Source organism: Lentibacter algarum, from assembly GCF_040580765.1.
Taxonomy (GTDB): Bacteria; Pseudomonadota; Alphaproteobacteria; order Rhodobacterales; family Rhodobacteraceae; genus Lentibacter; species Lentibacter algarum.
Genome location: NZ_CP158687.1, coordinates 2284255 through 2306738, shown reverse-complemented (window position 1 = coordinate 2306738; position 22484 = coordinate 2284255). Strand labels below are relative to the sequence as shown.

The following is a 22484-nucleotide window of genomic DNA, read 5'->3' as shown; positions in this document are numbered from 1 at the left end:
CCATGCACTACGCGCCCGCATCGGAAGATTGCCCGCTGCCCTTCTCGCCGTTCAAGGCCTGCACGGTACCGCGGCCGATCGGCTGGCTTTCCACTGTCAGTAAGGAAGGCGTGCACAATCTGGCTCCCTACAGCCAGTGGCAAAACCTGACGTTTGATCCACCGATGGTGATGTTTGCAGCCAACCAATACCCTGATGGGCGCCGCAAGGATACGGTTTTGAACGCCGAAGAGACCGGCTGGTTCGTTTGGAATATGGCGACTTATGATCTCCGTGATGCGGTAAACATCTCGGCTATGGCGCTTGACCCAGACGAAGACGAGTTTGAGCATGCAGGCATTACCAAGGCTTCATGTGTTGATGCCCCCGGCGCTCGAGTGGCCGAAAGCCCCTGTCACTTTGAGTGCAAATATATTTCGACCCATCGTTTACCGGGCAACAGTCCTGTTGGAACGATTGATGTGATCTACGGCCAAGTCATGCGGATTCATGTCGCAGATGATGTTATTTTGCCCACTGGCAAGATCGATATCCCTAAGATTCAGCCCATCGCCCGCATGGGCTACTACGACTACGCTCGCATCAGCGAGACGTTCGAAATGCGCATTCCAAGCGCATCAGGGACCGCGGAAGACGGTCTTGAAGGAAAACCAACTCTAACAAACAACAACTAGGAGAACAAAAATGGACAGACGTAAATTTCTAGCATCGGTGGGTGTCGGCACAGCCGCCGCTGCTTTGGCCTCACCTGCGATTGCCCAAGACAAGCGCCAGTGGAAAATGGTGACTGCATGGCCGAAAAACCTGCCTGGGCCTGGTGTGGCTGCACAAACGCTGGCTGATCGCATCACCACGCTGTCTGGTGGCCGTATCGAAGTAAAGCTTTTCCCCGCAGGTGAGCTTGTCCCGGGACGCGGCGTATTTGACGCCGTCAGCGAAGGCACGGCCGAGCTTTACCATGCCGTTCCCGCTTACTGGGGTAGCAAGTCTAAAGGTATTTTGCTTTTTGGTTCACAGCCTTTTGGCCTGCGCGCAGACGAGCAGTTCGGCTGGCTCTATCACGGTGGTGGCCAAGCCCTATATGACGAAATGTATGGCCGCTTCGGCATCAAACCCTTCCTGTGCGGCAACTCTGGCCCACAGTGGGGCGGCTGGTTCCGCAATGACATCAACTCAGCCGAAGACCTCAAAGGTCTGAAGTTCCGCACCACGGGGCTTGCCTCGGAAATGGCGGCGAAACTGGGGATGGCCGCAGAGGCCATGTCAGGGCCGGCGATGTTCCAAGCTCTTCAAACCGGTGCGCTGGATGCGGGTGAGTTCATTGGCCCATGGACAGATAGCGCGCTTGGCTATCATCAAGTCGCCAAGAACTACTACTGGCCTGGTGTCGGCGAGCCTTCGTCAGCCGAGGAATGTGGCGTCAACGCAGAAGCTTATGCAGAGCTTCCAGATGATCTGAAACAGGTTGTCAGCCTAGCTTGCGAGAGCCTCTACAACCCTGTTTGGACGGAATACACGACCAAACACGCGTTGGCGTTGAAGAAGCTCGTTGCCGACGAAGGCGTTCAAGTGAAAATGTTCCCTGAGGACGTGATTACCGCCATGGGCAAAGCCGCCGCCGAAGTTATCGACGAGTTACGTCAAGACGACGACGAGCTGGTTAAGCGTATCGCGGAAAGCTTTGTGGCCTACCGCGACTCTGTGGGCAGCTACATGGTCTATGCCGACAACGGCCAGATGAACGCGCGCGCCGCTGTCATGGGCTACTGAAACGAGCGGCCTGCGCGGAGCATTTTCGCGCAGGCATCACTTCGCTTCGGGAGGGGCAGATGGAAAAGCTGGCAAACGGGATTGACGCGTTCAACATAAGAGTAGCAGGGCTTGTGCGTTGGTTCGCCCTCTTCATGGTGCTGATGCAATTCGCTATCGTCGTCGGGCGTTATGCGTTTGGTTTGAACTCGATAGCCCTTCAGGAAAGCGTGCTTTATATGCATGCGACCCTCTTCATGCTGGGTGCAGGCTATACTTTGCTGGTCGACCAGCATGTGCGTGTTGATGTGTTTTTCGCCAAGGCCAGCCCAGAGACCCAGAGACGCATTGATACTTTCGGTCATCTCTTCTTTCTTTTACCATCTATGAGTGCGCTGCTTTACTGGTCGTGGCCTTCGGTTCGCAACTCCTGGAAAATCCTCGAAGGCCCGTTGTCAGTTGGCGGCATTGAAGCCGTGTTCTTGATGAAATCGCTGATCCCGACCTTCTGCATCCTCGTGATGCTTCAGTCTGTGTCGCTGTTGATACGGCTCATATTGCATAGGCCAAAGCCATGACCGAATATCTGGATATCATCATGTTTGCGGCCCTGATGGGTGCGATACTTTTGGGCTTTCCGGTGTCATTTTCTATCGCCGGTGTTGGTATAATTTTCGCTTATATCGGTTGGTATACCGGCCATATGGACGTCACCCTACTAGGCGCTATGGGCCAGCGTGTGTTCGGGCTCCTGTCTAATAACGTGCTGATTGCCATTCCGCTGTTTGTGCTTATGGGAGCCATCCTTGAGAAAAGTCGCATCGCGGAAGAATTGCTTGACACGATGGGCCGGCTTTTTGGCCAGCTTCGCGGCGGGCTCGGAATTTCTGTCGTGTTAGTGGGCGCGCTTCTGGCCGCTTCAACAGGCATCGTCGGAGCCACAGTCGTTGCGATGGGTATGATCGCTCTCCCAACCATGTTGCGCGCTGGATATGACCCGCGCGTCGCCTCAGGTATCGTTTGCACTGCGGGCACCTTGGGGCAGATCATTCCACCCTCGACATTATTGATTATTTTGGCTGACGTTATGTCAAATTCTTTCCAGCAGGCCCAATATGAGCAAGGCAAATTCTCAGTCGAAGCCTTGTCTGTTGGTCAGTTTTTTGCCGCAGCTATTATTCCCGGCTTTTTGCTGGTCAGCCTCTATCTGATATACATATTATTGCGTGGCTGGATCAGACCACAGGACATGCCACCAGCACCGACAGACTTGGCAAAGCCCGATCGCGCCGAAGTTATTCGCGCTGTGGTGCCGCCTGTTTTGCTGATCTTTGCAGTCTTGGGGGCCATTCTGGGCGGTATAGCCACCCCGACAGAAGCCGCCTCTGTTGGTGCCGTCGGTGCGCTATTGATGACTGGCCACAAGATGGGCATAAACCCGAAGCTTATCCTTCTGGGCACGGCGGCTCTCATCACGCTCGGCATCCTTGCGGGCGCCTTCCCTGTTCGGTTTCAACGTGACGATCTGAGCAACGGCACCTTTGCCTTGGGCCTTGTTTACGCGGGGTTGGCCATTGCTGGCACGCTTGCGGTGATTTTTGCTCTGCGCGCGGCCGTCAAAGAAAAGGTTGTGCATGACGCGATCAGCTCAACTCTCACCATGACATCGATGATCTTCGCGACAATCCTTGCCGCGGGGGTTTTTAGTCTCGTCTTCATCGGCCTTGGCGGGGAAGAGCGCGTCGCTGGCATCCTCAGCAACATGCCGGGCGGCGCAACAGGCGCGCTTGTCTTTTGCATGATCTTCATCTTCTTTCTGGGGTTCTTTCTGGATTTCGTGGAAATCTCGGTCATCGTTCTGCCTCTGGTTACGCCGACACTCATTCTGCTCGGTCATGATCCGATCTGGCTCGGTGTGTTGATCGCGATCAACCTGCAAACCAGTTTCCTCACGCCTCCCTTTGGGTTCTCCTTGTTCTACCTGCGCGGGGCCGCGCCTAAAGAGGTTACGACAGGCCACATATACGCAGGCGTTGTGCCGTTTATCGGCATACAGGCTGTTGGTGTGATCCTGATCTGGATGCTTCCAGCGTTGGCGACGTGGTTGCCGTCAGTGCTGTTCTAAGCCTGATTTGGCTCATTTTTGACAAACAAAAGTTAGAGATCTAAGTAGCAAATTCCGAAAATTGCTCTGTTAAAAAGGCGGCAAAGGTTCGCAAATTCTAACGTCTTTGTTGCGGGAGCTAAACTTAACGAAAAAGCGGTCTCCCTCCCGCCGTTTACGTTGATCCTCATTAGTATTCCTCACTCTGCCCTTCAAACTCATCCCGCGATAACTCGTACCGCTTGCCCGTGAGCATGTCCTTTTTGAGCCTTGGCGTGAGGTGACTGTAATGCCGCTCAATCATGCCAATGCTTGTGCCCATCTGCACAGCGAGGGCATGTATATCCATTCCATCGTTGAGTAGGGCGAATGTCGCGTAGGTGTGACGTAGACTATACAGCGTTCTGTTCTGCCCTGTGCGTGGACATGTGATTAGTCCTGTGTCTGTTAGGAACTTGCGGAACGTCTGGTGGATGTTCTTGCTCACTGTTCCATCAGGCAATCTGAACACCGGCAGATCGATACGCTGCTTGAGCAGGTCTTCAAACGGGATATGCCGTATGTCTTCAGATCTCTCGTGTATTCGCTTGAGGTAATTGATTGTGCCTGATCGGCAGATGATGTCACGCCGCCCAGTTTTGCCTGTGACGCTCATCTCCAAATACTGCAGATCCTTTTCTTCAAACAGCGTCACATGCTTCCAGCGTAGGTTCAGCGCCTCTGTGCCATGGCGCATGCCTGTATTGGCCATGATCAACACGTAGTCCCGCATAAGGTGCCGCATGTCTGTGGGTTTGCCTGCTTTGCCAGTATCAATCCAGCTGGGCAGCTTGCGGATAAGTGTAGCGTACTCCTCACGGGTAAAGTCAGGACGGCGTTCGCTCTTCTCACCACGGTTGACCAGCAGTGGCACATTCTTGTGCGCGATAAAGCCCCGCGCCACTGCTTCTTCAAACACACGGTTCATGGCTGAGTTATGTGTGTTTAGCGTTGAGGCCTTTGGCTCACGGCCCATCTTTGCCCGCCGCCACTCGTAGAACTGCTGCACCTTCTCGTAATCAATGGTGGTCACATACTGTGCACCGAAGAACGGGATGAGGTAACGCTCAATACACACGATGTAGTCTGCAAACACTTTGCGCCCTAAGCCCGCATCCAGCTGCTTGCGCATATCCGCAATGGCCAGCGTGGCAACATCAGAGAACTTCTTGGTGACTACAGGCAGGTCGTTCTTGTGGCGGAACTTGTATTCAAGAAAAGTCTCGCGGGCATACTCCTTGGCCTCAGCAAGATCGTGCTTTCCGGTACTGATGCGGATGGTGTGCCCGTCAATCACAAAGGCTGCCTGCCAGCGCTTGCTGCGCTCACGTCGATACACACGCACCTCGCCGTCCAGTATCAGATGTGTATCATCACGCAGCTGCCGCATGTCATGCTCCTCACAGCGACACTACGGTAGGGCGTACCAACAAGTCTACTGAAGTGTGTGTTTGGGCGTTAAAAGACTACAGCCGAAGTAAGATCGGGCGGAAAGCGGTAGTTCGCTGCGGTTTGGATAGAGGTCCGCTGTGCGGGACTTTGCGGCCGTTCGGTCAAGCAATACCAAGGTCTGGTTTCACCTGATCAGAGCGGACTTCACTCCGAAATCGAAGAATTGGCTTCCAGGCCCTGCGACGCCATTGGGTACCCGGCAGCTTGCGGTCCGGTGGGGCAGTGAGGTGATTTTGAATTGAACCCACATTGTTGCCAGTCAAGAATACTGCGCCCGTATGCAACACTGTGCGCGATAGTGTGTCATTTAAAACAACCGCCGCCCCTGTTACTGGCTCATAATATTTCAGTATCGCATGGTTCTGCAGTCAAAATGACAGAAATATTTGAGATTTGACAATTTGGAATAAAACTTTCAATGTACGGCGAATCCCTAAGCCGTTTCGGAGTTCACAATTGCCCCTGCCAATAGAGACCCTTCTCTCCAATTCCATGAGGAATGGCAGTAAAGCGGACAAGGCGATTGCCAGCTACATGAGTGGCTCCCTGACGGAACTTCCTTTTGAAACGGCCGCAAGTATCGCAGCGAAAGTGAAGGTGAGCGAAGCCACCGTAGGTCGCTTTTGCCGATCGATCGGCTACGAGAGCTTCAGGAACCTTAAGGAACATTTGAAAGGTCACATCGGGGACCATCCTTGGCTCATGAGTGAACGTCTGAACGAGCTTCGCAAAAACTCGGAAAACAATGAGTCCCATCTTGCGCGCGGGATGGAGATGGAAATTGCTGCTTTGGTGTCTGTCTACGAATTGGCGACAACAAAGAACTGGCAGCGTGTGGTAAAACGTCTGGCCAAGACGGAACGGATTTTTATCACCGGGTTTCAAACCGAACGGGGCATCGCCCAATATTTCGCAAACCAACTGCAATATCTGCGCGATAGCGTGACGTTGATGGACCTTGCCGGAGGGAATTTTTCTGAATTGCTGGCGTCGGACACCGCCGCTTGCCTGGTCATCTTCGAGGCCCGCAGATATTCGCGGCAGGCCAAGGTGCTGGCGCAAGAAGCACATGGCGCGGGCATACCTGTCACGCTGATCACTGACGTCTATTGTGACTGGGGAAATGGGGTCGCCGATGAGGTGTTTGCCGTGCCGACGCAAGTTAACCAGTTCTGGGATTCCACCGCCCTTATGGCGAGTCTGGGCAACCTTCTGATCAACGGCGTATTCATGGAGCTTGGCCCCGATACAGGGGACCGGCTGAACCAAATCGCTGAATTGTTCGGGCGCATCACAGGCCATGTGGGCGACCCTGTCACCCAAATAATGAAGTAACGAAAACCAAACTCAACGGGAGAAGACCAAAATGAAAACCAAACTGACGACAATGATCGCGACGGCGGCCCTCACGGCAGCCTTTGCAGTGCAAGCCACCGCAGAAACTGTGACAATCGGAACCGAGGGCGCGTACCCTCCGTTCAATTACATCGAATCTGATGGGACAATCGCCGGTTTCGACATCGATATTGCCTTGGAATTGTGCAAACGCATGGATGTAGAATGTGATGTTGTAGCCCAAGACTGGGACGGTATCATCCCCGGCCTGCTGGCAAACAAATATGATGTGATCGTTGCGTCGATGTTCATCACCGAAGAACGCAAACAGCAGGTTGATTTCACTGACCCTTACTATCTTGCTGCGATGACGCATGTTGTCCCAATGGGCAGCGATATCATCGAATTCACCAATGAATCTCTTTCGGGCCTGATCATTGGCGCGCAGTCGGGAACAACGCAGGCCGACTTTGCCGAGGCAACCTATCCTGACGCCGAAGTCCGCCTTTATCCTACGCAGGACGAAGTAAATTTGGACATGGCAAGCGGTCGTATTGATCTGCAAGTCGGTGACATGCTGCCGATGCTGGATTGGACCACAAAATCCGAAGACGGCGCATGCTGTGAGTTGGGAGGCGAACCGATCACCGATCCTGCCTTTGTCGGCGACGGCGTTGGCATGGCCGTGCGTCAGGAAGATGACGAATTGCGCGAGAACCTGAACAATGCGCTTGCAGAAATGCGTGCTGATGGAACCTATCTTGAAATCAACAACAAGTATTTCGAAATCGACGTCTATACGATGAAATGATGCAATTTGTCCCCCCAACCACAAGGCCACGCCATGTATGAGCTCTTTGCATACGGCGATGCCGGCTGGGGGGATGAAATTCTGCGCGGGCTGGCGATTACGGCGCAACTTGCCATCGTAACGCTGCCCGTCGGGCTCGCCCTTGGATTTCTTGCGGCGTTTTGTTCGCTGTCGCAGTTGCGAACTCTGCGCTTTTTCGGGTTCGGCTACACAACCGTCATGCGCGGGTTGCCGGAAATCCTAACCCTGTTTGTGGTCTATAACGGCGTTGGTTTGCTTTTGAATTCGGCGCTACGCTGGTGGAACCCTGACGGCGGCGGCACTAATTTCAGCCCCTTTGCAGCCGGTGTTATCGCGCTTGGCATGGTGTTCGGTGCCTTCGCGGGCGAAGTGATCCGAGGCGCGTTCAACTCGCTTGATAGAGGACAGGCCGAGGCTGGCCGCGCAATCGGTATGAGCCAGCGAAAGATATTCTTTCGGATCCAGTTGCCGCAATTGTGGCGCTTTGCGCTGCCCGGCTTAGGCAATCTCTGGATCAACATGCTTAAAGATACAGCGCTTGTCTCGGTGATCGCCTTGGATGATCTGATGCGCATGACCAAAGTGGCCGTTGGGGTCACGAAACAACCCTTCACCTTCTATCTTGTGGCTTGCCTGATTTATTGGGTGCTTTGCCTGCTGTCGGAAGTGGTTCTGGCGCGGATGGAAAAACGTGCCAATCGTGGCGTAAGGAGGGCATGAAATGAACCCGATCGACGTCCTCATCCAATACTGGCCGCGCCTTCTTGATGGCACACTCATGACGATCAAACTGACGCTTCTTGGCGCCTTAATTGCAGCGTTTTTCTCTCCGGCGTTCGCCTTGATCCGCGTGCAGGCACCGACAATGGTCCAAGCCCCGCTGAGGCTTTACATCTCGTTTATGCGCGGCACGCCGATCCTCGCGCAGCTGTTCCTGATCTACTATGGTTCGGGCCAATTTCGTCCGTTCTTAACAGAATGGGGCCTCTGGAATTTCTTTCGGGATCCGTTCAATTGCGCCCTCCTGACCTTTGCGCTGAACTCGACCGCCTATCAAACTGAAATCCTGCGCGGTGGTATCATGGGCGTGAACCGTGGCGAAATCGAGGCTGCCAAAGCCATCGGCATGAGCCGCCTCACAACTTTGCGCCGTGTGGTCTACCCGCATGCGTATCGCATCGCGTGGCCCGCTTTGGGCAATGAAGTCATTTTGCTGATGAAGGCCAGCGCGCTGGCAAGCGTGGTGACGGTTTTTGATATCATGGGCCGCACGCGGCAGGTATTTTCCAAGACATTCGATTTTTCGGTCTACCTCTGGGCGGCTGTAATCTACCTCTGCATCACTGCAATCTTTGTGCTGATCTGGCGACAAGCAGAACGACGTCTAAGCCGCCATATCGAAGCCCATAACAAACCACGTGGCACCACGGTGCCAGTGAAGGAAGCCCAAGGATGACCCAAGCGGAAACCGTTCTAAAAGCCGAAGATATCCATAAATCCTTTGGACACCTCGAAGTTCTCAAGGGCATTTCACTTGAAGCGAACAAACATGACGTGATCTCGATCCTCGGCTCCTCGGGTTCTGGAAAATCCACCTTCCTGCGCTGTCTCAATTTCCTCGAAACGCCAACCTCTGGCAAGGTGACGGTTCAGGGCGAAGAAGTCATTGTACGCAACGGTAAACCGCAGAATGCGCGCCATATCGAGAGCATCCGCAGCCGTCTGGGCATGGTGTTTCAACAGTTTAACCTCTGGACACACCGCACGGTTCAGGAAAATGTGATGGAAGGACCGATACAGGTCAAACGCGTCGCGAAGGCAGAGGCCCGCGACAAGGCCGAGGCACTGCTCAAGCGCGTTGGGCTTGAGGATCGGATGCAGATGTACCCCTCGCAGCTCTCGGGTGGGCAGCAGCAACGAGTCGCCATCGCGCGCGCCTTGGCAATGGAACCCGATGCAATCCTGTTTGACGAACCAACCTCCGCGCTCGACCCCGAGTTGGTGGGCGAAGTACTGAAGGTGATGCAATCGCTCGCCGCTGAAGGGCGCACAATGATTGTCGTGACCCACGAGATGGGCTTTGCCCGCGATGTATCCTCTGAAGTTGTTTTCCTGCATGAAGGCCGAATTGCCGAGCAAGGCCCGCCAGAGGAAATGTTCACCAATCCCAAGACAGAAGAATTCAAGCGCTTTATCTCTAAGGTAAGCTAGCGGGGTTTCCGCCCTGAAATCTCAAGCCATTTAGGTCAAAAATATGCCAGAACATTCAACCGCTTTTGCCCCTACCGCCCTGCGTGGAGGTATCCTGATCGAAGCTGCCGAATTGCGGATCGTGAGCCTGCCTCTGCTCACACCTTTTGTCATCTCAAGCGGCACTATGACCTGCAAGACATTCCCGCTTTTGGTGCTGAAGGGCGAAGGGCTTGAGGGCATAGCCGAGGCGGTGATGGACCCAACCCCCGACTATCTTGAGGAAACCATTCCCGGCGCAATGGCCTTTCTGCGTGATGTTCTGCTGCCCTCGATCATCGGCAAGCGATTTGCATCTCCTTACGAGCTGGAGCCATATCTCGCGCCGTGGCGCGGCAACCGGATGGCCAAAGCCGTTGTTGAAATGGCGTTCTGGGATATGTGGTCCAAAAGCCTTGGCATCCCCCTGAAGGCAGCCCTCGGCGGTGTGGGCAATTCTGTTGATGTCGGCGTCAGCCTTGGCATCGCACCTATTGAGAAAACCCTTGATCGCATCGACGAAGCTTTGGCCAGCGGCTACAAACGCACCAAGTTAAAGATCGCACAAGGCCATGACGTCAAAATCGTCGAGGCCGTGCGCAACCAGTACCCCGATATTAAGCTGACGGTAGACGCCAATACCGATTACGGGCTTGCTGACCTGCCGGTTCTGCAGGCTCTGGACGGCTTCAACCTTGATTATATTGAACAGCCGCTGGCGTTTGACGATATCCATGATCACGCCCAAGTGCAGGCATCGCTAAAAACGGCGATCTGTCTGGACGAAAGCATCCGCAGCGCCAGCGATGCACGCAAAGCCCTGGAAATGCGGGCGGCGCGGGTCATCAACATCAAGGTCGGTCGCGTTGGCGGGTTTGCCGCGGCCCGTGCCATCCACGACACAAGTGCGGCCTTTGGGGCTCCGGTCTGGTGCGGTGGCATGCTGGAGGCAGGCATCGGTCGCGCGCATAATATCCACCTTGCAACTTTGGCCAATTTTACCAAACCCGGGGATACATCAAGCGCCAGCCGCTATTTCAAGCGTGACATCATCAATGAACCGCTGGAAGCCTCAAACGGCGAGATGCCCGTTCCAGCAACCGGCCCCGGCATCGGCGTGACGCTGGACCACGATTATCTAAAATCCGTTACCGATCACGTTGAGGAGATTGGGACATGAACCAGCCGACGCCAGAACTGACGATACGCGAGTTGAACTCGGTTGAAGAACTAAAACGTTCTGAGGCGTTTCAACGCGAAGTCTGGGGACAAGACGACCCGGCCGACAATTCTGACATCATGCTCGCGATTCAGCACGAAGGGGGATTGGTTGCCGGTGCTTTTTCCGAGGGGCGCATGCTGGGCTTTCTCTTTGGTTTTCCAACCAGTCAACCCGATGTGCAGCATTCGCACCGACTAGCCGTGCATCCAGATAGCCGCGGCATGGGGCTGGGCGTAAAGCTGAAATGGTATCAGCGCGACTGGTGTCTTGAACGAGGTATCACGACGGTGCGTTGGACCTATGACCCGCTCCGCCGCGTCAACGCGAACCTGAACATCGCAAGGTTAGGGGCGACCGCCGGGACCTACTACCATGATTACTATGGCAAGATGGAGGGTATCAACGCCGGTGTCGCCTCGGATCGCCTGCTTGCCGAATGGCACCTAACCGCGCCCGAAGTCGTACACCGCGCCGAAAATCCGCGCACCCCGCCTGTCACCGGCGGCGACCTCCGTGTCGCAATCCCTGCTGATTTCGGTGCACTTCTGTCGAACAACCTCAAGGGCGCCGTTGCCGAACGCCTGCGCGTGCGCGCAGCACTTACGGCTGCTTTCGCGGACGGGTTTCGCATTTCGGGCTTTGACACAAAAACCTGCGAGTATCTGTTGACCAACCCGTAGCAACTTTTTTGCCCGCCCCATTGCCGGTGGCGTTGTGGAGCCTAAATAGGCGCAATGCTGTCGACAAAATCATCCGCGAGGAGCAACCGCGTGCCCCTCCTCTTTTCCCGACGCACTCCATGAATCAACGGCCGGTTTCCGTGCTTACTTCAAAATGTTTGCAGTGCAGCATCTGGGAATAAGGGCTCAGACCCGACCTTAGCTGCGCGACCCACCAAGGTCCGCTAAGGGCCGGAAAGCCAGCAATCACGTTTCTTGTGTGTTCCAAGCTATGTTCGCCCAAAACGCCACCAACACTGTGTCCTAACACAGCCACACCCAACTCTGTGGTCAACACAGCGAATCCGCAGTCAAAATAGTCAGCAACACGGCAAAAAGTGTGTTTAAGGTGTGTTTTTGAATTACACAACTTTAGCGCGCGTTGCGTTCTGCTAAGCCATTGTTTTTATTAGAAAAAGTGGTGCCCAGGGGCGGAATCGAACCACCGACACGAGGATTTTCAATGGAGGTGGTGTAATTTAGACATTTATTATCAATGGCTTGCGTGGCAATATTTTTGGTGTGCGTGCGAGTGTGTTTTTGGTGTCATTTTGAGGGTAGGGCGGAAACGCTGTGTTGGACACAGTAATCGCAGACTTCTAATTGTAACACACTGTTCAACATTCCAAAAGACGCAAGACTGGACACGGACTGAATGAAGTGGACGTTCACTCGGACTATTGTTTATGGCCGAAGTGCGGACGAAGCGACAGATCGCGCGTCGCCCGCGACGGGATGCGCCCGAACAGCACGGGAATTGCTCCGACTGCCGTGAGCGATCCGGCGGCAAGGCTTCCGAGAAAGCCGAGCATTATCGGAGACAGGTTTTCCATAAGCGGGCCAGATTATCCTTCTGCGTAGCTTGAAAAGACTTCGGTCGACCCGTCCTCGCGGATGAGGAAGACATCATAAGCTTCACGATTTTCTTCCGGCCCCATGCCGGGCGAGCCATAGGGCATTCCCGGAACGGCGAGGCCGACGGCGTCCGGGCGTTCCTCAAGAAGGCGGCGGATATCAGCGGCCGGGACATGGCCTTCAATCACGTAGCCCTCTATGAGCGCGGTATGGCAGGAGACCATGCGCTGCGGCACGCCGTTGTCGAGCTTGAAACGAACCAGCGACCCGCCAAACATGTTCTCGCCCGTCGGCGCGAATCCGTTTTCCTCGAGATGGTTCATCCAGGACAGGCAGCAGCCGCATCCGTTGGTCTTGCGGACGTCTATCGCTGTTGCCTCTGCGAGGGCCTGGGCCGCCGGGAACAGGGCGAGCGCGATGGTCAGAGCTTGGGTCATGCGTTTCATGGGTCAGAGCCTTTCGGTTGTCGTCTGGGCAATTTCGCTGTCAAGGTTTTCAGTCAGAAGCGCGCGCGCCGCGGTCAGACGCAACAGCGCGGCGGTATCATCCACCTCGTTCTCTGCGGCTTCGGCGAGCCGGTCGTCAGAGAGAGGGTCAGTCGGACGCCCATCTACGAGGACTTCGTAGTGCAGGTTGGGACCTGTCGCTGTGCCAGTTGCGCCAACGCGCCCGATCACATCTCCCGCCGCCACGAGTTGGCCCTGTGTTAGGCCCTCCGGCACGGCGCTGAGATGCGCGTAGCGCGTCATGGTCTCCGAGCCGTGAGAGATTTCAACCACGCGTCCATAGCCGCCTCGCCAGCCGATAAAGCTGACCCGGCCCGGTGCCGTCGTCCGTACCGGCGTCCCGCTTGTCGCGGCAAAATCGACGCCGGTGTGCATCCGGACGTTTCCGTAGGCCGGATGTGTGCGGCGCCCGAACACCGAGCTGAGGCGCGCGCCCTCAACCGGCTGTGCAAAGACGCGAAGCACTTCGCCATCGACGTAGATCGTCGCCTGACCGCTGCCGTCGTCCGGCCAAACGATCTCGTAAAGCGAATCGCCGATTTCCAGTGCGGCGAAGGCGAGGTCCGGCTGTCCGATCTTGTCATCGCCGACGCGCGTCTCGCGCCAGAGAAGCCTTAGTGTCTCCCCTCCAGCCATCTCACGGCGGAAATCCACGGTTCCACCCAGCATTTGCGCAAGGTCCACGGCAAATCGGGCGGGGATGCCGGCATTGTCGAGTGCCGCGAAGATCGAGGTGTCGATCACGGCCTCCCCAGCAAGGGTTACCATCTCCGGATCCGGCGCCACGACCTGCGTGGACACCTGCTCGCCAAAAAGCACCTCGATCCGCACCCCGTCCTCGACGGCGAGCGAGACGGTGCGGGGGCTGCCATCCATAGTCGAAACAACAGTGACCGAATTCCCCGGCCGCAACCGTCGCAGATCGTATTCCGCGCCAAGTGCAAGGGCGACTTCCGCCCGGTCGGCTCCCGCAAGACCGGCTTCGGAAAGCAAGGAGCCGAGCGTTTCACCAGAAGAGATGTCGCGAGACCAAGTCAACAGGGGCGGTTCGATGGCCTGCATCGGCCTGTCAACAACAGCGGCCTGCAGCAGGGGCAAGGGGCCGAAGCCGGGTGTATCTTCCACCCACGCCGTAGCTGGCAGCGACAACGGAATATCCAGGCTCCGGGGAGCTTCAGGACGCTGGGGCATCCAGCTACCTGCCTGGGCAAGTTCTGGCGGCACGGGTTCTTTCGACAGAACATCGAAGAAGGCGATAGCCGTCCCCGAAACGGTCCCCGCAAGCGCGACACCTGCCGCAAAAGTTCTGAGCCTCATGTCGCTTCCTCCGTTTCTTCTTCCAACGCGCGGCGGATCTTCGGTACCGCGAATTCCCTCGGTTCATGATAGTCAATCATGGTGACGAACGGTCCAGCGGCACCGAACAGGAAGACGCTGGCCGTGTGGTTCATCGTGTAGTCGCCGCCTTCCGTGGGCACCCGCTCGTAGGCAGCGCGGAAGCCGTCCGCGATGCGCGCAATCTGCCCCTCCGGTCCCGTCCAGCCGCGGATCGCTGGGTGGAAATAACTGACATATTCTGCCATCGCCTCGACGGTATCGCGCTCGGGATCGACCGTGATGAAAACCACGTTCAACTGTTTGGCTTCGTCTCCTAAATCGTCGAGCCAACCTGAAATGTCCGAGAGCGTGGTCGGGCAGACATCGGGGCAGTAAGTGAAACCGAAGAACGCCATCGTCGGTCGCCCGATCAGGGTTTCTGGCCCGACCTCGTTGCCTTCATGGTCAGTCAGGCGGAAATCCATCTCGGTCAGAGCCATAGGCCGCTGCCCGATAGGTTCGGGCGCACCGGGTCCGTCGACCCGCCACCAACCGACGAAGAGCGTCAAGGCAATTGCACCGGCACCAACCGCGCCGTATCCTGCGATCGTCCTTCGTCGCATTAGTCTTCCGGTCCGCGTGCGGCGATGCCAAGGATCGGCACCTCGACTGTCACCTCGCGCCCGTCGACAAAAAGTAGGTTCAGCGGAAAGGTTTCCCCTTCCGTCATGGGTTGTTGTAGCCGCATCAACATCGCGTGGAGGCCGCCCGGCTCAAGCGCGACGCTCTCGCCCGGGGCGATCGCGATCTCACCTGCCGCGCTCATGGAACTCACACCTTCGGCATTGGTCTTCGTCTCGTGGATCTCGGGCATCATCGCGAGGGGTGTTGAAAGACCAATCAGCGTCACCGGCTCGTCGCCAGTGTTGCGGATCGTCATGTAGGCGGCCCCCGGGCGGTTCATCCCTATGGAGGCGCGGGACCAGGCGCTTTCGACGACGACATCCACGGGTCCGGCCAGTGCGGGTACTAAGAGCCCTCCAAAGGTCAAGAGCGCGGCCAGTGTGCCCGTCATAATAATCTTTTTCATCGTTTTGGTCCTGCCTTTTCCATTCAGCTTTGCACGGCGGCAACTTCCGCGGCCACTAATCGACGCAGTTCTGCCTCCCCGAATGGATCGAGCGACTTGCCGTTTACAAAGAAAGTAGGAGTCTGGCGAACTCCCACGGTTTCGACGTCCGCACGATCCTGATTCAGGATCGCAACGACATCCGGTGCCAGCATTTGCGTGCGCGCGGCCTCTGCATCGAGTCCGGCAGTGGCGGCGATCTGGAGGATCAGACCGGGCTCAGGCGCGCCGTGCGACGCCCATCTCGGCTGATCCCGCAGAACGGCTTCGAGCACCGGCTCGTAAACGCCTTGCATGCGTGCTGCCTCGAGCACGCGGATCGCTTCCTCGGATGCCTCGCCATGAAACGCGGTGTAGCGGATAACGACGCGGACGGCATCTCCATGCTGTGCCATGATGTCCTTCACGATCGGATGGAAGGCGCGGCAAGCCTCGCAGGCCGGGTCAAAGAATTCGACAATCGTGACGGGCGCGTCGGCAAGTCCGAGGATGGGCGAGTAAGAGCGGATCATCGCGTCCGCGAGTTCCGGCGCAACGGTTTTTGCTTCGGCCGCGGGGCCGGGGCGAGCCGCGTACCAAGTGGCTCCGCCGAAACCGGCAACGCCGAGGGCGAGAACGGACAGGATTAAGCCGCGTCGATTCATGTTTGTGTTTCCTTCAATGAAAGTGCCGACAGGAACCCGATCAGTGCGAAGGCGACCAGCGCCATCAGCGGGATCGGAATGCCGAAGACCAATTGGTTATCATCGGTGCAAGAGGGGCCGGTGGCCGTGCAGGGCTGGATGCGTTCTGGGATCAGGCCCGCGTAGAGGCCCATGTGCCACAGGGCGACCACGCCACCACCAAGCGCCAGAGCGATGCCATAGCGCCCGACGCTGCCGTCTCGCCACCAAAGGCCGAGGCCGAGAATGATCGCGAGCGGGAACATGAAGGCGCGCTGGAACCAGCACAGCACGCAGGGTGTCTGCCCCATCACTTCGCCGATGAAAAGTGCAGCAAGCGAGGCGACGAGGGCAACGATCCATGCCAGCCCGAGGGCGGTTTCTGCGGGTACGCGGTTCATGTCGGTCAGATCCTCTCTTCCAGATCGGCGAGAATCTCTTCAGCGGACGTGCCATGGGGCCATGAGTCTGCAAAGCCTGCCTCGGGGTCGAATAGAAACAGATGTGACGTGTGGCCCATTGTGTAGCCATCCGGAGCTGTAGCCTCTTCGATGCGTTCAAAGAAGATCGGAAACGTTTCGGATGTAGCGGCGATCTGTTCGGGCGTACCTGTCAGCCCGATGATGTTCGCATCGAACAGCGGAACGAATTCGGCGAGTGCCATGGACGTGTCCCGTTCGGGGTCGATGGTTATGAAAATCGGCTGGACCCTCACGGCATTGTCGCCCAGACCGTCCATCACCGCCGCGACCTCAGACAGTGTCGACGGGCAGACATCGGGGCAGTTGCTGAAGCCGAAAAATACCAACATCCAACGCCCCGAAAAGTCTTCTTCTGTGCGAACCATACCTTGGTGGTCCGTCAATTCGAATGCGGCGAGAAACACCGGATCGGTGTCGGTTCGGGCGCGGTCAGCGCGATAGTCCGACCAGAGCAAAAGCCACACGAAGGCAAGCGCCGCGGCGCCTGCCAAAACCCAAAGAAATTTCTGTGCCGATGTAAGGGACAAACCTGCGCGCCTGATTTTGATTCTTGATTATTGTCGCGTTTACATCCTCTAGCTACTAGAGGTTCAAGCGCGAAATCACGTTGTGGCTTAAACTCACGCGTCTGTGATTCCGGCACCTGTCTATTGGGGCGGCAAAACCTACAAAGACTGTAACTTTTTCATGGAGGCGAAGATGCTCACGATCGGCACTCTGTCAAAGAAGACGGGCACAAAGGTGCAGACCATTCGGTACTACGAGCAGATCGGGCTCATGCCCGAACCTGGCCGGACTGAAGGCGGACAGAGGCGCTATGACAATGCACAGCTCGACCGACTGTCCTTTATCCGCCATTCGCGACAACTCGGCTTCTCACTTGATGCGATCCGCGAGCTGCTCGACCTCAGCGAGCAGCCCAATCGGCCCTGCGAAGAAGCCGACGCGATTGCCCGTCGCCAGCTAAACCAGGTGGAACAGCGCATGGCCCGTCTGAAGGCGCTGCGCACCGAACTGAAACGCATGGTTCACGAATGCAGCGGTGGACGTACCGCCGATTGCAAGGTGCTTGAGGTGTTGCGGGATCATTCCGAATGTTTGACCGAACATGACGAGATTGGCGCCTGAGATGCCTGCCGCGCTTGCATACCCGCTTGCGGCCTTGGCCGAGATCGCCGGGTGTTTCGCGATCTGGAGCTGGTGGCGCCTCGGCGCATCCGCGGCTTGGCTCGTACCCGGTATTGTAGCCTTGGTGGTATTCGGGTGGCTTCTGGCGCAAGTCGAAACGGTTGCTGCGGGCCGCGCCTTTGCCGCCTATGGCGGAGTCTACATTGCGGCTTTGGTACTGTGGATGTGGCTTGCAGAGGGTCACAGACCGGACAGGTGGGATGCGCTTGGCACAGCCGTTTGATTGCTCGGCGCAGCTATAGCACGGAACAGCTTGCTGATCACCTCATGGGTGTTGGAGCTGTCCTTCTCGCTCATGCGTTCGATCGTGCCAGTGAACTGATCAGGGTTTCTGAAAATATCTGTGTCTTCTGCAAAGAAGCAAAAGATCAGCCGCGCCATAAAATGGTTCATATCATGGCGGCGCTCAGCAGTGCCCCATTCAGGATTGTCTTTAAGCAGCTCAACGTAGAGGCGATTGAGGCGACCAGTGGCCTTAATATCAAACGAGCTTTCGCGGATTTTTTTAACCGTGCTGATACCAGCAAGAGGTAAGAAAAAGCCAAAGTGGTCGGAAAAGTCCTTATAATCACAAGCGATAGTTTCGCCTGTATTCAAGTCTTCTGCTTCAAGCACAATGCCATCTGTCGCCAAGACGAATTTTGCTTTTGATTTTACTGTGGCAGGGCTCGCCTTCAGTTGTGCGAGCGTGTTGGAAACACCGCCCTCATTGCAAACCTGGAGGTGAATGTTATTAGCTTGAAGCAATCCGCCTTGATCAGACTTGTTTGACGTGCCCGCGCGCAACCGCTTGATCGTCGTCGACTTGTTCCCAAAAGCTTCAAGAAAAGCATATGGAAATTCGTCAGGGTCGAATGGCAGCTCTGCAAGTGCAGATACTTGTTCCTCAATTTCAACAGCGTTCATGCTCACAGCCCACTAATTTTTATGAGAAGGTTAGGGCATTTGAACTATGCCTGCCAGCCCTTTGAGCAATGAACATTTACAAGCTATGGTTTGCGGCAATCTGCACGGTTCCATCCAAAAACGCAGCGTAGCGCAGTAACCCTAGTTGCTCGCTACACTGAGCGCCGACCCAACGTGGTCACCGCCTACAGCCCGCGCACAGACGCTGTGTGACGCCACAATACTCAGTTGCCAGATATTGGTCCCTGCGCGCCTTGCGGCTTGAGCCTGTCGTAGTCGGCCTGTGATGTTGCAGTTGATAGGGCTGAGGGCATGCCGCCACCTGCAGCGTCTGGCGCAGCCTGTTGTGGGTTTGCCGCATTTGGCTTTGGAGCAGGCGGAGCTGCAATAGCCTTTCCCATACGTGACTTTGGCTGCTTTTTGCCCTTTACGTCGCCACCCTTGAGACGCGTCTCTAGCTTGTTGGCCAAGAAGCTTGTGGTGTTGGCAAAAATCTTAATGTCTTCAATGGCTTGATCCAGCTGAACGCTAGCTGAAGCCTTCTCAATCACATCTATCAGTCGGCGCAGTTCCTCGCGGTCAGTCATGTGGGCCTCCAGTTGAGGGGAGTGGGGTACGCAAAAGGCCACCCCAAAAGCATAAGTACTTCCCTATAAAAAACCGCAGCGTAGATTTTTGGGGCTGCAGAACCCGTTTCGGATGATTGCTCATACTGCCATCCGTTCCGGCGCACGCCACACTGCCTCGGACTGCTGCGCGATGGCCCTGTCACAAAGTGCCTTAAGGTTTGCCAAACGCTCACTCCACGCTTGATGATCTTGCTGATCACTTGCCGCCAATCGCGCTGCATAATACCCAAGCTTGCTTGCACAAATGCTCAGGGTTTCTACACTGGGTTCCGTGTTGTGATAGCGCAGCACGCGGATGTACCCCTCACTTCGTCCGAGCCAACTGTGACAGAACTCTGGTGTGTTCTGTACAATGCCCGTTGCGATCAATTCATCGCGCATGTGTTCTAATAGTCTTATGCTCATCCAATTCTCCCAGTGTTATGGCCTCGCAAGTATTTATCAAAACACAGTTGTGTTGGAGCAAACTCGAGGGCGGATAGTGTCGCTCAGCACACAAGCCAGAAGCTGTGTTGTGGAAACTTCTTACGACACTGTGTTGCAACCACTATGTTGCAACCACAAACCGACAACACAGTGGTTCCAACACAATTGTGTGTGCCTGTTTTTGGGACACAACACTGCCGTTTCTACCGCCTTTTCCTTCTTCGTTGATAAATACATGCGGAGAACCACATGGGATTTGAGCAGCGCAAACAAGAACGACAGGCATTGGTGCAGTATCTGCTGGCGCAAGACTGGAATGTGTTTGGCACGCTCAAGTTCGTGAACGGCAGAACCATTGGCAGAGCGAGCGCCAACAAACTCCTGCGCAGCTACTGGAACAAAGTGGATCGCGTGATCTATGGCAAAGCCGCTGAGCGTCAGAACATGCGCGTGCCACGCTGGTGCTTTGCACATGAGGGCGCGGATTATGAGAACTTCCATGTTCACTTCGTAATGCCAAGCCCACTGCAGGACACAGAACACATGTGCTGTTTGCTCAATGCAATCTGGGCGCAGCATCACACACAAACAGCGCCACTCGTTAAAAACTGGATCATGCCCGTAAAAGACCGTGCAGCTGTGACAAGCTATGTCACGCACGAATACTGGCGCATGGGCAGTGACACAATCTCAGACAACCTCAGTTGGAATGCAGAGCATTCAAATCCGCAGCCACAGCACGCATTGAATGAGCACTACACCCAACAACAAGCACATCGCATTTCAAGGGCAGCCAGCCCACTCTGGCTACAGCAGGCACAACAGGCATTACACGCACAACAGGCACAATATGAGGCAAGCGGTGATTTGCAGATGATGGAGCGTGGCTAAGCCCCTTCGCGCAACAAACACCTGAGCAGTTTGAACAACACAGATGCCAAAGACGCAGGTCTTGGCACATCCTTGTTCACGAGCAAGTGTTCGAACTAACGAAGGTTCAAAAGAACACAGAACATCAACAGAGGCTCAAACGAACTTGATCAAACAGACAGAGACTTAACAGAAAGACAGCGTCAGCGGAGCAAACCGTTAGACGCTTTTTTTGTGGGCGTAGGGGCGGTGCGTGTGCGCTGCTTTTTTACACCAATCACTAAGCGCGAACATATGTGACCAATGCTGCACTTATCTGTGCATTACCCCATAATATCATATTATCACATAAAATCAGTATCTTGAGCGTATTTTTGGTAGCTCTGCATTAAGTCTGAACATACGCTTCAGCTGTAACCAAACAGCTAGGAGCGCACATGACACATCTCGCAAAGCTTACATTCAAAACAGTTGATCGCAGCACCAAGCGCGATCCCATCATAGCACGACGTGACAAACTCATAGCAGGGCTCAAAGAACAAAAGCTGGTTCATACGGCAGCACTTAAAAAGCAAGATCACCGCGTTGAACGACACAAGTGGATCAAAGATGAGTTTAGAGAAGCACAGCTGATCAAAACGCATCGCCGTGTGCGCCCGTGGTTCTTTGAGCAAGACGGTGGCTGGTATGTGCAGTGTCGTTATGGGGCACGTGTGATCGCAGCAGATGGCACCAACAACGCGGTGTTTGTGAAGTCATTGGATGAGGTGGCTGGTGTTCTTGATGCATTCCTCAATGCGGTAGCTGCAGGGGAATTAGATACAGCCATCACCCGAGTGGCCGAGCGACAACCACGCATCAAACCGGGGGCGGCCAAGGCAGCAGCAAATGCCTGACGCAAACACAGCTAAAATAGCAGCACTTAATGATCGAGCGCGGCAGCGTCTTGATCATTGTCGCTGGATACTCACTCAAGGCGTGTTGTCTTGCGATCCACTCACAGTGGCAGAGCTGCTGATTGCCGTAGAGGACTTCGATGCCTTTACCGCCGACAACGACCCATATGCGGAGCACGACTTTGGGGCTGTCAAACTCTCAGGTAACACGTTCTTTTGGAAGATCGATACCTACGATCTAGACCTGCAAATGCACTCGCCTGATTCAACAGATACAAATGTAACCACCCGTGTCCTCACCATCATGCTGGCTGAGGAGTATTGAAGCCTATTTTGCTTTAGATTGCATGGGCGATCTTGCTTGGCGCTCTGTGGCCATCAACTGCATATAAGCGATCATGCTAATGCTGAACTCATCTCCGTCTTTGAGCCAGCCATCAAATTCATCCCGTTCATTCTCTGTCACGAGGTGATAACCCATGGCCCAATCAGTAAAGCAACGTTGGCTAGATGTGTTGTCACTCAGTATTTGCATTTCTGTGTGGCGGTTGTCTTTGCCTATTATAGCAAGGAGATCCTCCAGCACGTCATCCGCCCCTTCCAACAGCTGAAAGTACTTACTTCGTGTGCGCAGCAGATACCCAGTTACGCCCATTTCTGTGTTATGCCGCCACGCTGCCTCAAGGATGTCGTGGTCTACATTGCTCGGAAACTCAGTTTGTGCAGTGCTTTGGTAAAGAATAGAACGTATCATCTCAGTCTGTCAGTAGTTTGATGCCTCATGCTGACCTTAGGTCAACTCAATAATTTATAGCTCTTGTGGGCGTAGCAAGCAAACCAATGTTTTGGCGTGGTAGGCCCGGCAGGACTTGAACCCGCAACCAAAGCGTTATGAGCGCTCTGCTCTAACCAGTTGAGCTACAGGCCCACGCATGCC

At 55.4% G+C, this 22484-nt stretch carries 28 protein-coding genes, 1 tRNA gene and 1 pseudogene; 16 read left to right on the top strand and 14 right to left on the bottom strand.

What is annotated here, in order from left to right; translation table 11 throughout:
* The first annotated feature begins 2 nt into the window (after window positions 1-2).
* From DSM117340_RS11395 to DSM117340_RS11380, 4 genes are read left to right on the top strand one after another with little or no spacing between them, the layout of a single operon-like run.
* The gene (locus DSM117340_RS11395; RefSeq protein WP_354689635.1) at window positions 3-674 is read left to right on the top strand and encodes a flavin reductase family protein; all 672 of its coding nucleotides are present in this window, start codon (window positions 3-5) and stop codon (window positions 672-674) included.
* 10 nt (window positions 675-684) lie between these two features.
* A complete protein-coding gene (locus tag DSM117340_RS11390) occupies window positions 685-1770 on the top strand; it encodes a TRAP transporter substrate-binding protein (RefSeq protein WP_354689634.1) in 1086 nt (361 codons plus the stop codon).
* 59 nt (window positions 1771-1829) lie between these two features.
* Window positions 1830-2327, top strand: coding sequence for a TRAP transporter small permease subunit (locus DSM117340_RS11385; RefSeq protein WP_354689633.1), 498 nt, complete (start codon window positions 1830-1832; stop codon window positions 2325-2327).
* Entirely contained in the window at window positions 2324-3874 is a 1551-nt protein-coding gene (locus DSM117340_RS11380; protein WP_354689632.1) for a TRAP transporter large permease subunit, read from the top strand. Before DSM117340_RS11385 ends, DSM117340_RS11380 begins: the two co-directional genes overlap by 4 nt.
* Window positions 3875-4043: 169 nt before the next feature.
* On the opposite strand, the gene DSM117340_RS11375 is transcribed toward DSM117340_RS11380, so the two are convergent.
* Window positions 4044-5282: a tyrosine-type recombinase/integrase gene (locus DSM117340_RS11375; RefSeq protein WP_354689631.1), complete on the bottom strand. Its 1239-nt coding sequence runs from the start codon at window positions 5280-5282 to the stop codon at window positions 4044-4046.
* A gap of 518 nt (window positions 5283-5800) precedes the next feature.
* Here DSM117340_RS11375 and DSM117340_RS11370 point away from each other — a divergent pair.
* From DSM117340_RS11370 to DSM117340_RS11340, 7 genes are read left to right on the top strand one after another with little or no spacing between them, the layout of a single operon-like run.
* A complete protein-coding gene (locus tag DSM117340_RS11370; protein WP_089889205.1) occupies window positions 5801-6679 on the top strand; it encodes a MurR/RpiR family transcriptional regulator in 879 nt (292 codons plus the stop codon).
* A gap of 31 nt (window positions 6680-6710) precedes the next feature.
* Window positions 6711-7490 (top strand): ABC transporter substrate-binding protein, encoded by a 780-nt coding sequence (locus DSM117340_RS11365; protein ID WP_038010059.1) that lies wholly within the window; start codon window positions 6711-6713, stop codon window positions 7488-7490.
* A gap of 33 nt (window positions 7491-7523) precedes the next feature.
* Window positions 7524-8231, top strand: a complete 708-nt coding sequence (locus DSM117340_RS11360; protein WP_038010061.1) for an ABC transporter permease — start codon at window positions 7524-7526, stop codon at window positions 8229-8231.
* A 1-nt stretch (window position 8232) separates the two neighbouring features.
* Window positions 8233-8967 (top strand): ABC transporter permease, encoded by a 735-nt coding sequence (locus tag DSM117340_RS11355; RefSeq protein WP_354689610.1) that lies wholly within the window; start codon window positions 8233-8235, stop codon window positions 8965-8967.
* A complete protein-coding gene (locus tag DSM117340_RS11350; protein ID WP_354689611.1) occupies window positions 8964-9722 on the top strand; it encodes an amino acid ABC transporter ATP-binding protein in 759 nt (252 codons plus the stop codon). Before DSM117340_RS11355 ends, DSM117340_RS11350 begins: the two co-directional genes overlap by 4 nt.
* Before the next feature lie 43 nt (window positions 9723-9765).
* Window positions 9766-10920 carry an o-succinylbenzoate synthase gene (menC, locus tag DSM117340_RS11345; RefSeq protein ID WP_089889195.1) on the top strand — a complete coding sequence of 385 codons (1155 nt, stop codon included), beginning with the start codon at window positions 9766-9768 and terminating at the stop codon, window positions 10918-10920.
* A complete protein-coding gene (locus tag DSM117340_RS11340) occupies window positions 10917-11642 on the top strand; it encodes a GNAT family N-acetyltransferase (protein ID WP_038010067.1) in 726 nt (241 codons plus the stop codon). Before menC ends, DSM117340_RS11340 begins: the two co-directional genes overlap by 4 nt.
* Before the next feature lie 743 nt (window positions 11643-12385).
* Here the strand turns inward: DSM117340_RS11340 and DSM117340_RS11335 are convergent.
* The 8 genes and pseudogenes from DSM117340_RS11335 to DSM117340_RS11300 all read right to left on the bottom strand — a co-directional run.
* Window positions 12386-12514 (bottom strand): annotated as a pseudogene (locus tag DSM117340_RS11335) (ZIP family metal transporter); the annotation flags it as partial.
* Between the two features lie 12 nt (window positions 12515-12526).
* A complete protein-coding gene (locus tag DSM117340_RS11330; RefSeq protein WP_009807976.1) occupies window positions 12527-12982 on the bottom strand; it encodes a DUF411 domain-containing protein in 456 nt (151 codons plus the stop codon).
* Between the two features lie 3 nt (window positions 12983-12985).
* A complete protein-coding gene (locus tag DSM117340_RS11325; protein ID WP_089889146.1) occupies window positions 12986-14359 on the bottom strand; it encodes a M23 family metallopeptidase in 1374 nt (457 codons plus the stop codon).
* Window positions 14356-14982 (bottom strand): SCO family protein, encoded by a 627-nt coding sequence (locus DSM117340_RS11320; protein ID WP_089889150.1) that lies wholly within the window; start codon window positions 14980-14982, stop codon window positions 14356-14358. The genes DSM117340_RS11325 and DSM117340_RS11320 overlap by 4 nt, the downstream gene beginning before the upstream one ends.
* Window positions 14982-15449, bottom strand: coding sequence for a copper chaperone PCu(A)C (locus DSM117340_RS11315; protein ID WP_354689630.1), 468 nt, complete (start codon window positions 15447-15449; stop codon window positions 14982-14984). The genes DSM117340_RS11320 and DSM117340_RS11315 overlap by 1 nt, the downstream gene beginning before the upstream one ends.
* Window positions 15450-15472: 23 nt before the next feature.
* Window positions 15473-16132 (bottom strand): thioredoxin domain-containing protein, encoded by a 660-nt coding sequence (locus tag DSM117340_RS11310; protein WP_089889156.1) that lies wholly within the window; start codon window positions 16130-16132, stop codon window positions 15473-15475.
* Complete coding sequence (locus DSM117340_RS11305) at window positions 16129-16551, bottom strand: disulfide bond formation protein B (RefSeq protein WP_089889159.1); 423 nt, start codon at window positions 16549-16551, stop codon at window positions 16129-16131. The genes DSM117340_RS11310 and DSM117340_RS11305 overlap by 4 nt, the downstream gene beginning before the upstream one ends.
* A 5-nt stretch (window positions 16552-16556) precedes the next feature.
* Entirely contained in the window at window positions 16557-17159 is a 603-nt protein-coding gene (locus tag DSM117340_RS11300) for an SCO family protein (RefSeq protein ID WP_354689629.1), read from the bottom strand.
* Window positions 17160-17331: 172 nt separating this feature from the next.
* Between DSM117340_RS11300 and DSM117340_RS11295 the strand changes: the two genes are divergently transcribed.
* Window positions 17332-17760 carry a helix-turn-helix domain-containing protein gene (locus DSM117340_RS11295; protein WP_354689628.1) on the top strand — a complete coding sequence of 143 codons (429 nt, stop codon included), beginning with the start codon at window positions 17332-17334 and terminating at the stop codon, window positions 17758-17760.
* A 1-nt stretch (window position 17761) separates the two neighbouring features.
* Entirely contained in the window at window positions 17762-18043 is a 282-nt protein-coding gene (locus DSM117340_RS11290) for a hypothetical protein (protein ID WP_089889162.1), read from the top strand.
* Here DSM117340_RS11290 and DSM117340_RS11285 read toward each other — a convergent pair.
* The 3 genes from DSM117340_RS11285 to DSM117340_RS11275 all read right to left on the bottom strand — a co-directional run bounded on the left by DSM117340_RS11285 (window position 18001) and on the right by DSM117340_RS11275 (window position 19760).
* On the bottom strand, window positions 18001-18726 hold the full coding sequence (locus DSM117340_RS11285) for a type IIL restriction-modification enzyme MmeI (protein WP_245724386.1): 726 nt from the start codon (window positions 18724-18726) through the stop codon (window positions 18001-18003). The genes DSM117340_RS11290 and DSM117340_RS11285 overlap by 43 nt on opposite strands.
* 224 nt (window positions 18727-18950) lie before the next feature.
* Window positions 18951-19313 carry a hypothetical protein gene (locus DSM117340_RS11280; RefSeq protein ID WP_354689627.1) on the bottom strand — a complete coding sequence of 121 codons (363 nt, stop codon included), beginning with the start codon at window positions 19311-19313 and terminating at the stop codon, window positions 18951-18953.
* A gap of 120 nt (window positions 19314-19433) precedes the next feature.
* Complete coding sequence (locus DSM117340_RS11275; protein ID WP_354689626.1) at window positions 19434-19760, bottom strand: DUF6626 family protein; 327 nt, start codon at window positions 19758-19760, stop codon at window positions 19434-19436.
* A 270-nt stretch (window positions 19761-20030) separates the two neighbouring features.
* On the opposite strand from DSM117340_RS11275, the gene DSM117340_RS11270 reads away from it, so the two are divergent.
* The 3 genes from DSM117340_RS11270 to DSM117340_RS11260 all read left to right on the top strand — a co-directional run bounded on the left by DSM117340_RS11270 (window position 20031) and on the right by DSM117340_RS11260 (window position 21872).
* Entirely contained in the window at window positions 20031-20672 is a 642-nt protein-coding gene (locus DSM117340_RS11270; RefSeq protein ID WP_354689625.1) for a hypothetical protein, read from the top strand.
* A 416-nt stretch (window positions 20673-21088) separates the two neighbouring features.
* Entirely contained in the window at window positions 21089-21547 is a 459-nt protein-coding gene (locus DSM117340_RS11265) for a hypothetical protein (RefSeq protein ID WP_354689624.1), read from the top strand.
* Complete coding sequence (locus tag DSM117340_RS11260; RefSeq protein WP_354689623.1) at window positions 21540-21872, top strand: DUF3768 domain-containing protein; 333 nt, start codon at window positions 21540-21542, stop codon at window positions 21870-21872. The genes DSM117340_RS11265 and DSM117340_RS11260 overlap by 8 nt, the downstream gene beginning before the upstream one ends.
* Before the next feature lie 3 nt (window positions 21873-21875).
* Here DSM117340_RS11260 and DSM117340_RS11255 read toward each other — a convergent pair whose 3' ends face one another.
* Window positions 21876-22301 (bottom strand): BLUF domain-containing protein, encoded by a 426-nt coding sequence (locus DSM117340_RS11255; RefSeq protein WP_354689622.1) that lies wholly within the window; start codon window positions 22299-22301, stop codon window positions 21876-21878.
* Window positions 22302-22398: 97 nt separating this feature from the next.
* Window positions 22399-22475, bottom strand: a tRNA-Ile gene (locus DSM117340_RS11250).
* Window positions 22476-22484 lie beyond the last annotated feature (9 nt).

Bases quoted from the DNA above. Each gene is read 5' to 3' on its own strand.
- DSM117340_RS11310 (WP_089889156.1), bottom strand. From the start codon at position 16,132: ATGAATCGACGCGGCTTAATCCTGTCCGTTCTCGCCCTCGGCGTTGCC.
- DSM117340_RS11260 (WP_354689623.1), top strand. From the start codon at position 21,540: ATGCCTGACGCAAACACAGCTAAAATAGCAGCACTTAATGATCGAGCG.
- DSM117340_RS11350 (WP_354689611.1), top strand. From the start codon at position 8,964: ATGACCCAAGCGGAAACCGTTCTAAAAGCCGAAGATATCCATAAATCC.
- DSM117340_RS11270 (WP_354689625.1), top strand. From the start codon at position 20,031: ATGGGATTTGAGCAGCGCAAACAAGAACGACAGGCATTGGTGCAGTAT.
- DSM117340_RS11305 (WP_089889159.1), bottom strand. From the start codon at position 16,551: ATGAACCGCGTACCCGCAGAAACCGCCCTCGGGCTGGCATGGATCGTT.
- DSM117340_RS11280 (WP_354689627.1), bottom strand. From the start codon at position 19,313: ATGACTGACCGCGAGGAACTGCGCCGACTGATAGATGTGATTGAGAAG.
- DSM117340_RS11340 (WP_038010067.1), top strand. From the start codon at position 10,917: ATGAACCAGCCGACGCCAGAACTGACGATACGCGAGTTGAACTCGGTT.
- DSM117340_RS11265 (WP_354689624.1), top strand. From the start codon at position 21,089: ATGACACATCTCGCAAAGCTTACATTCAAAACAGTTGATCGCAGCACC.
- DSM117340_RS11395 (WP_354689635.1), top strand. From the start codon at position 3: ATGCACTACGCGCCCGCATCGGAAGATTGCCCGCTGCCCTTCTCGCCG.
- DSM117340_RS11295 (WP_354689628.1), top strand. From the start codon at position 17,332: ATGCTCACGATCGGCACTCTGTCAAAGAAGACGGGCACAAAGGTGCAG.
- DSM117340_RS11375 (WP_354689631.1), bottom strand. From the start codon at position 5,282: ATGCGGCAGCTGCGTGATGATACACATCTGATACTGGACGGCGAGGTG.
- DSM117340_RS11275 (WP_354689626.1), bottom strand. From the start codon at position 19,760: ATGAGCATAAGACTATTAGAACACATGCGCGATGAATTGATCGCAACG.
- DSM117340_RS11290 (WP_089889162.1), top strand. From the start codon at position 17,762: ATGCCTGCCGCGCTTGCATACCCGCTTGCGGCCTTGGCCGAGATCGCC.
- DSM117340_RS11365 (WP_038010059.1), top strand. From the start codon at position 6,711: ATGAAAACCAAACTGACGACAATGATCGCGACGGCGGCCCTCACGGCA.
- DSM117340_RS11315 (WP_354689630.1), bottom strand. From the start codon at position 15,449: ATGAAAAAGATTATTATGACGGGCACACTGGCCGCGCTCTTGACCTTT.
- DSM117340_RS11255 (WP_354689622.1), bottom strand. From the start codon at position 22,301: ATGATACGTTCTATTCTTTACCAAAGCACTGCACAAACTGAGTTTCCG.
- DSM117340_RS11355 (WP_354689610.1), top strand. From the start codon at position 8,233: ATGAACCCGATCGACGTCCTCATCCAATACTGGCCGCGCCTTCTTGAT.
- DSM117340_RS11285 (WP_245724386.1), bottom strand. From the start codon at position 18,726: ATGAACGCTGTTGAAATTGAGGAACAAGTATCTGCACTTGCAGAGCTG.
- DSM117340_RS11360 (WP_038010061.1), top strand. From the start codon at position 7,524: ATGTATGAGCTCTTTGCATACGGCGATGCCGGCTGGGGGGATGAAATT.
- menC (WP_089889195.1), top strand. From the start codon at position 9,766: ATGCCAGAACATTCAACCGCTTTTGCCCCTACCGCCCTGCGTGGAGGT.
- DSM117340_RS11390 (WP_354689634.1), top strand. From the start codon at position 685: ATGGACAGACGTAAATTTCTAGCATCGGTGGGTGTCGGCACAGCCGCC.
- DSM117340_RS11320 (WP_089889150.1), bottom strand. From the start codon at position 14,982: ATGCGACGAAGGACGATCGCAGGATACGGCGCGGTTGGTGCCGGTGCA.
- DSM117340_RS11380 (WP_354689632.1), top strand. From the start codon at position 2,324: ATGACCGAATATCTGGATATCATCATGTTTGCGGCCCTGATGGGTGCG.
- DSM117340_RS11385 (WP_354689633.1), top strand. From the start codon at position 1,830: ATGGAAAAGCTGGCAAACGGGATTGACGCGTTCAACATAAGAGTAGCA.
- DSM117340_RS11325 (WP_089889146.1), bottom strand. From the start codon at position 14,359: ATGAGGCTCAGAACTTTTGCGGCAGGTGTCGCGCTTGCGGGGACCGTT.
- DSM117340_RS11330 (WP_009807976.1), bottom strand. From the start codon at position 12,982: ATGAAACGCATGACCCAAGCTCTGACCATCGCGCTCGCCCTGTTCCCG.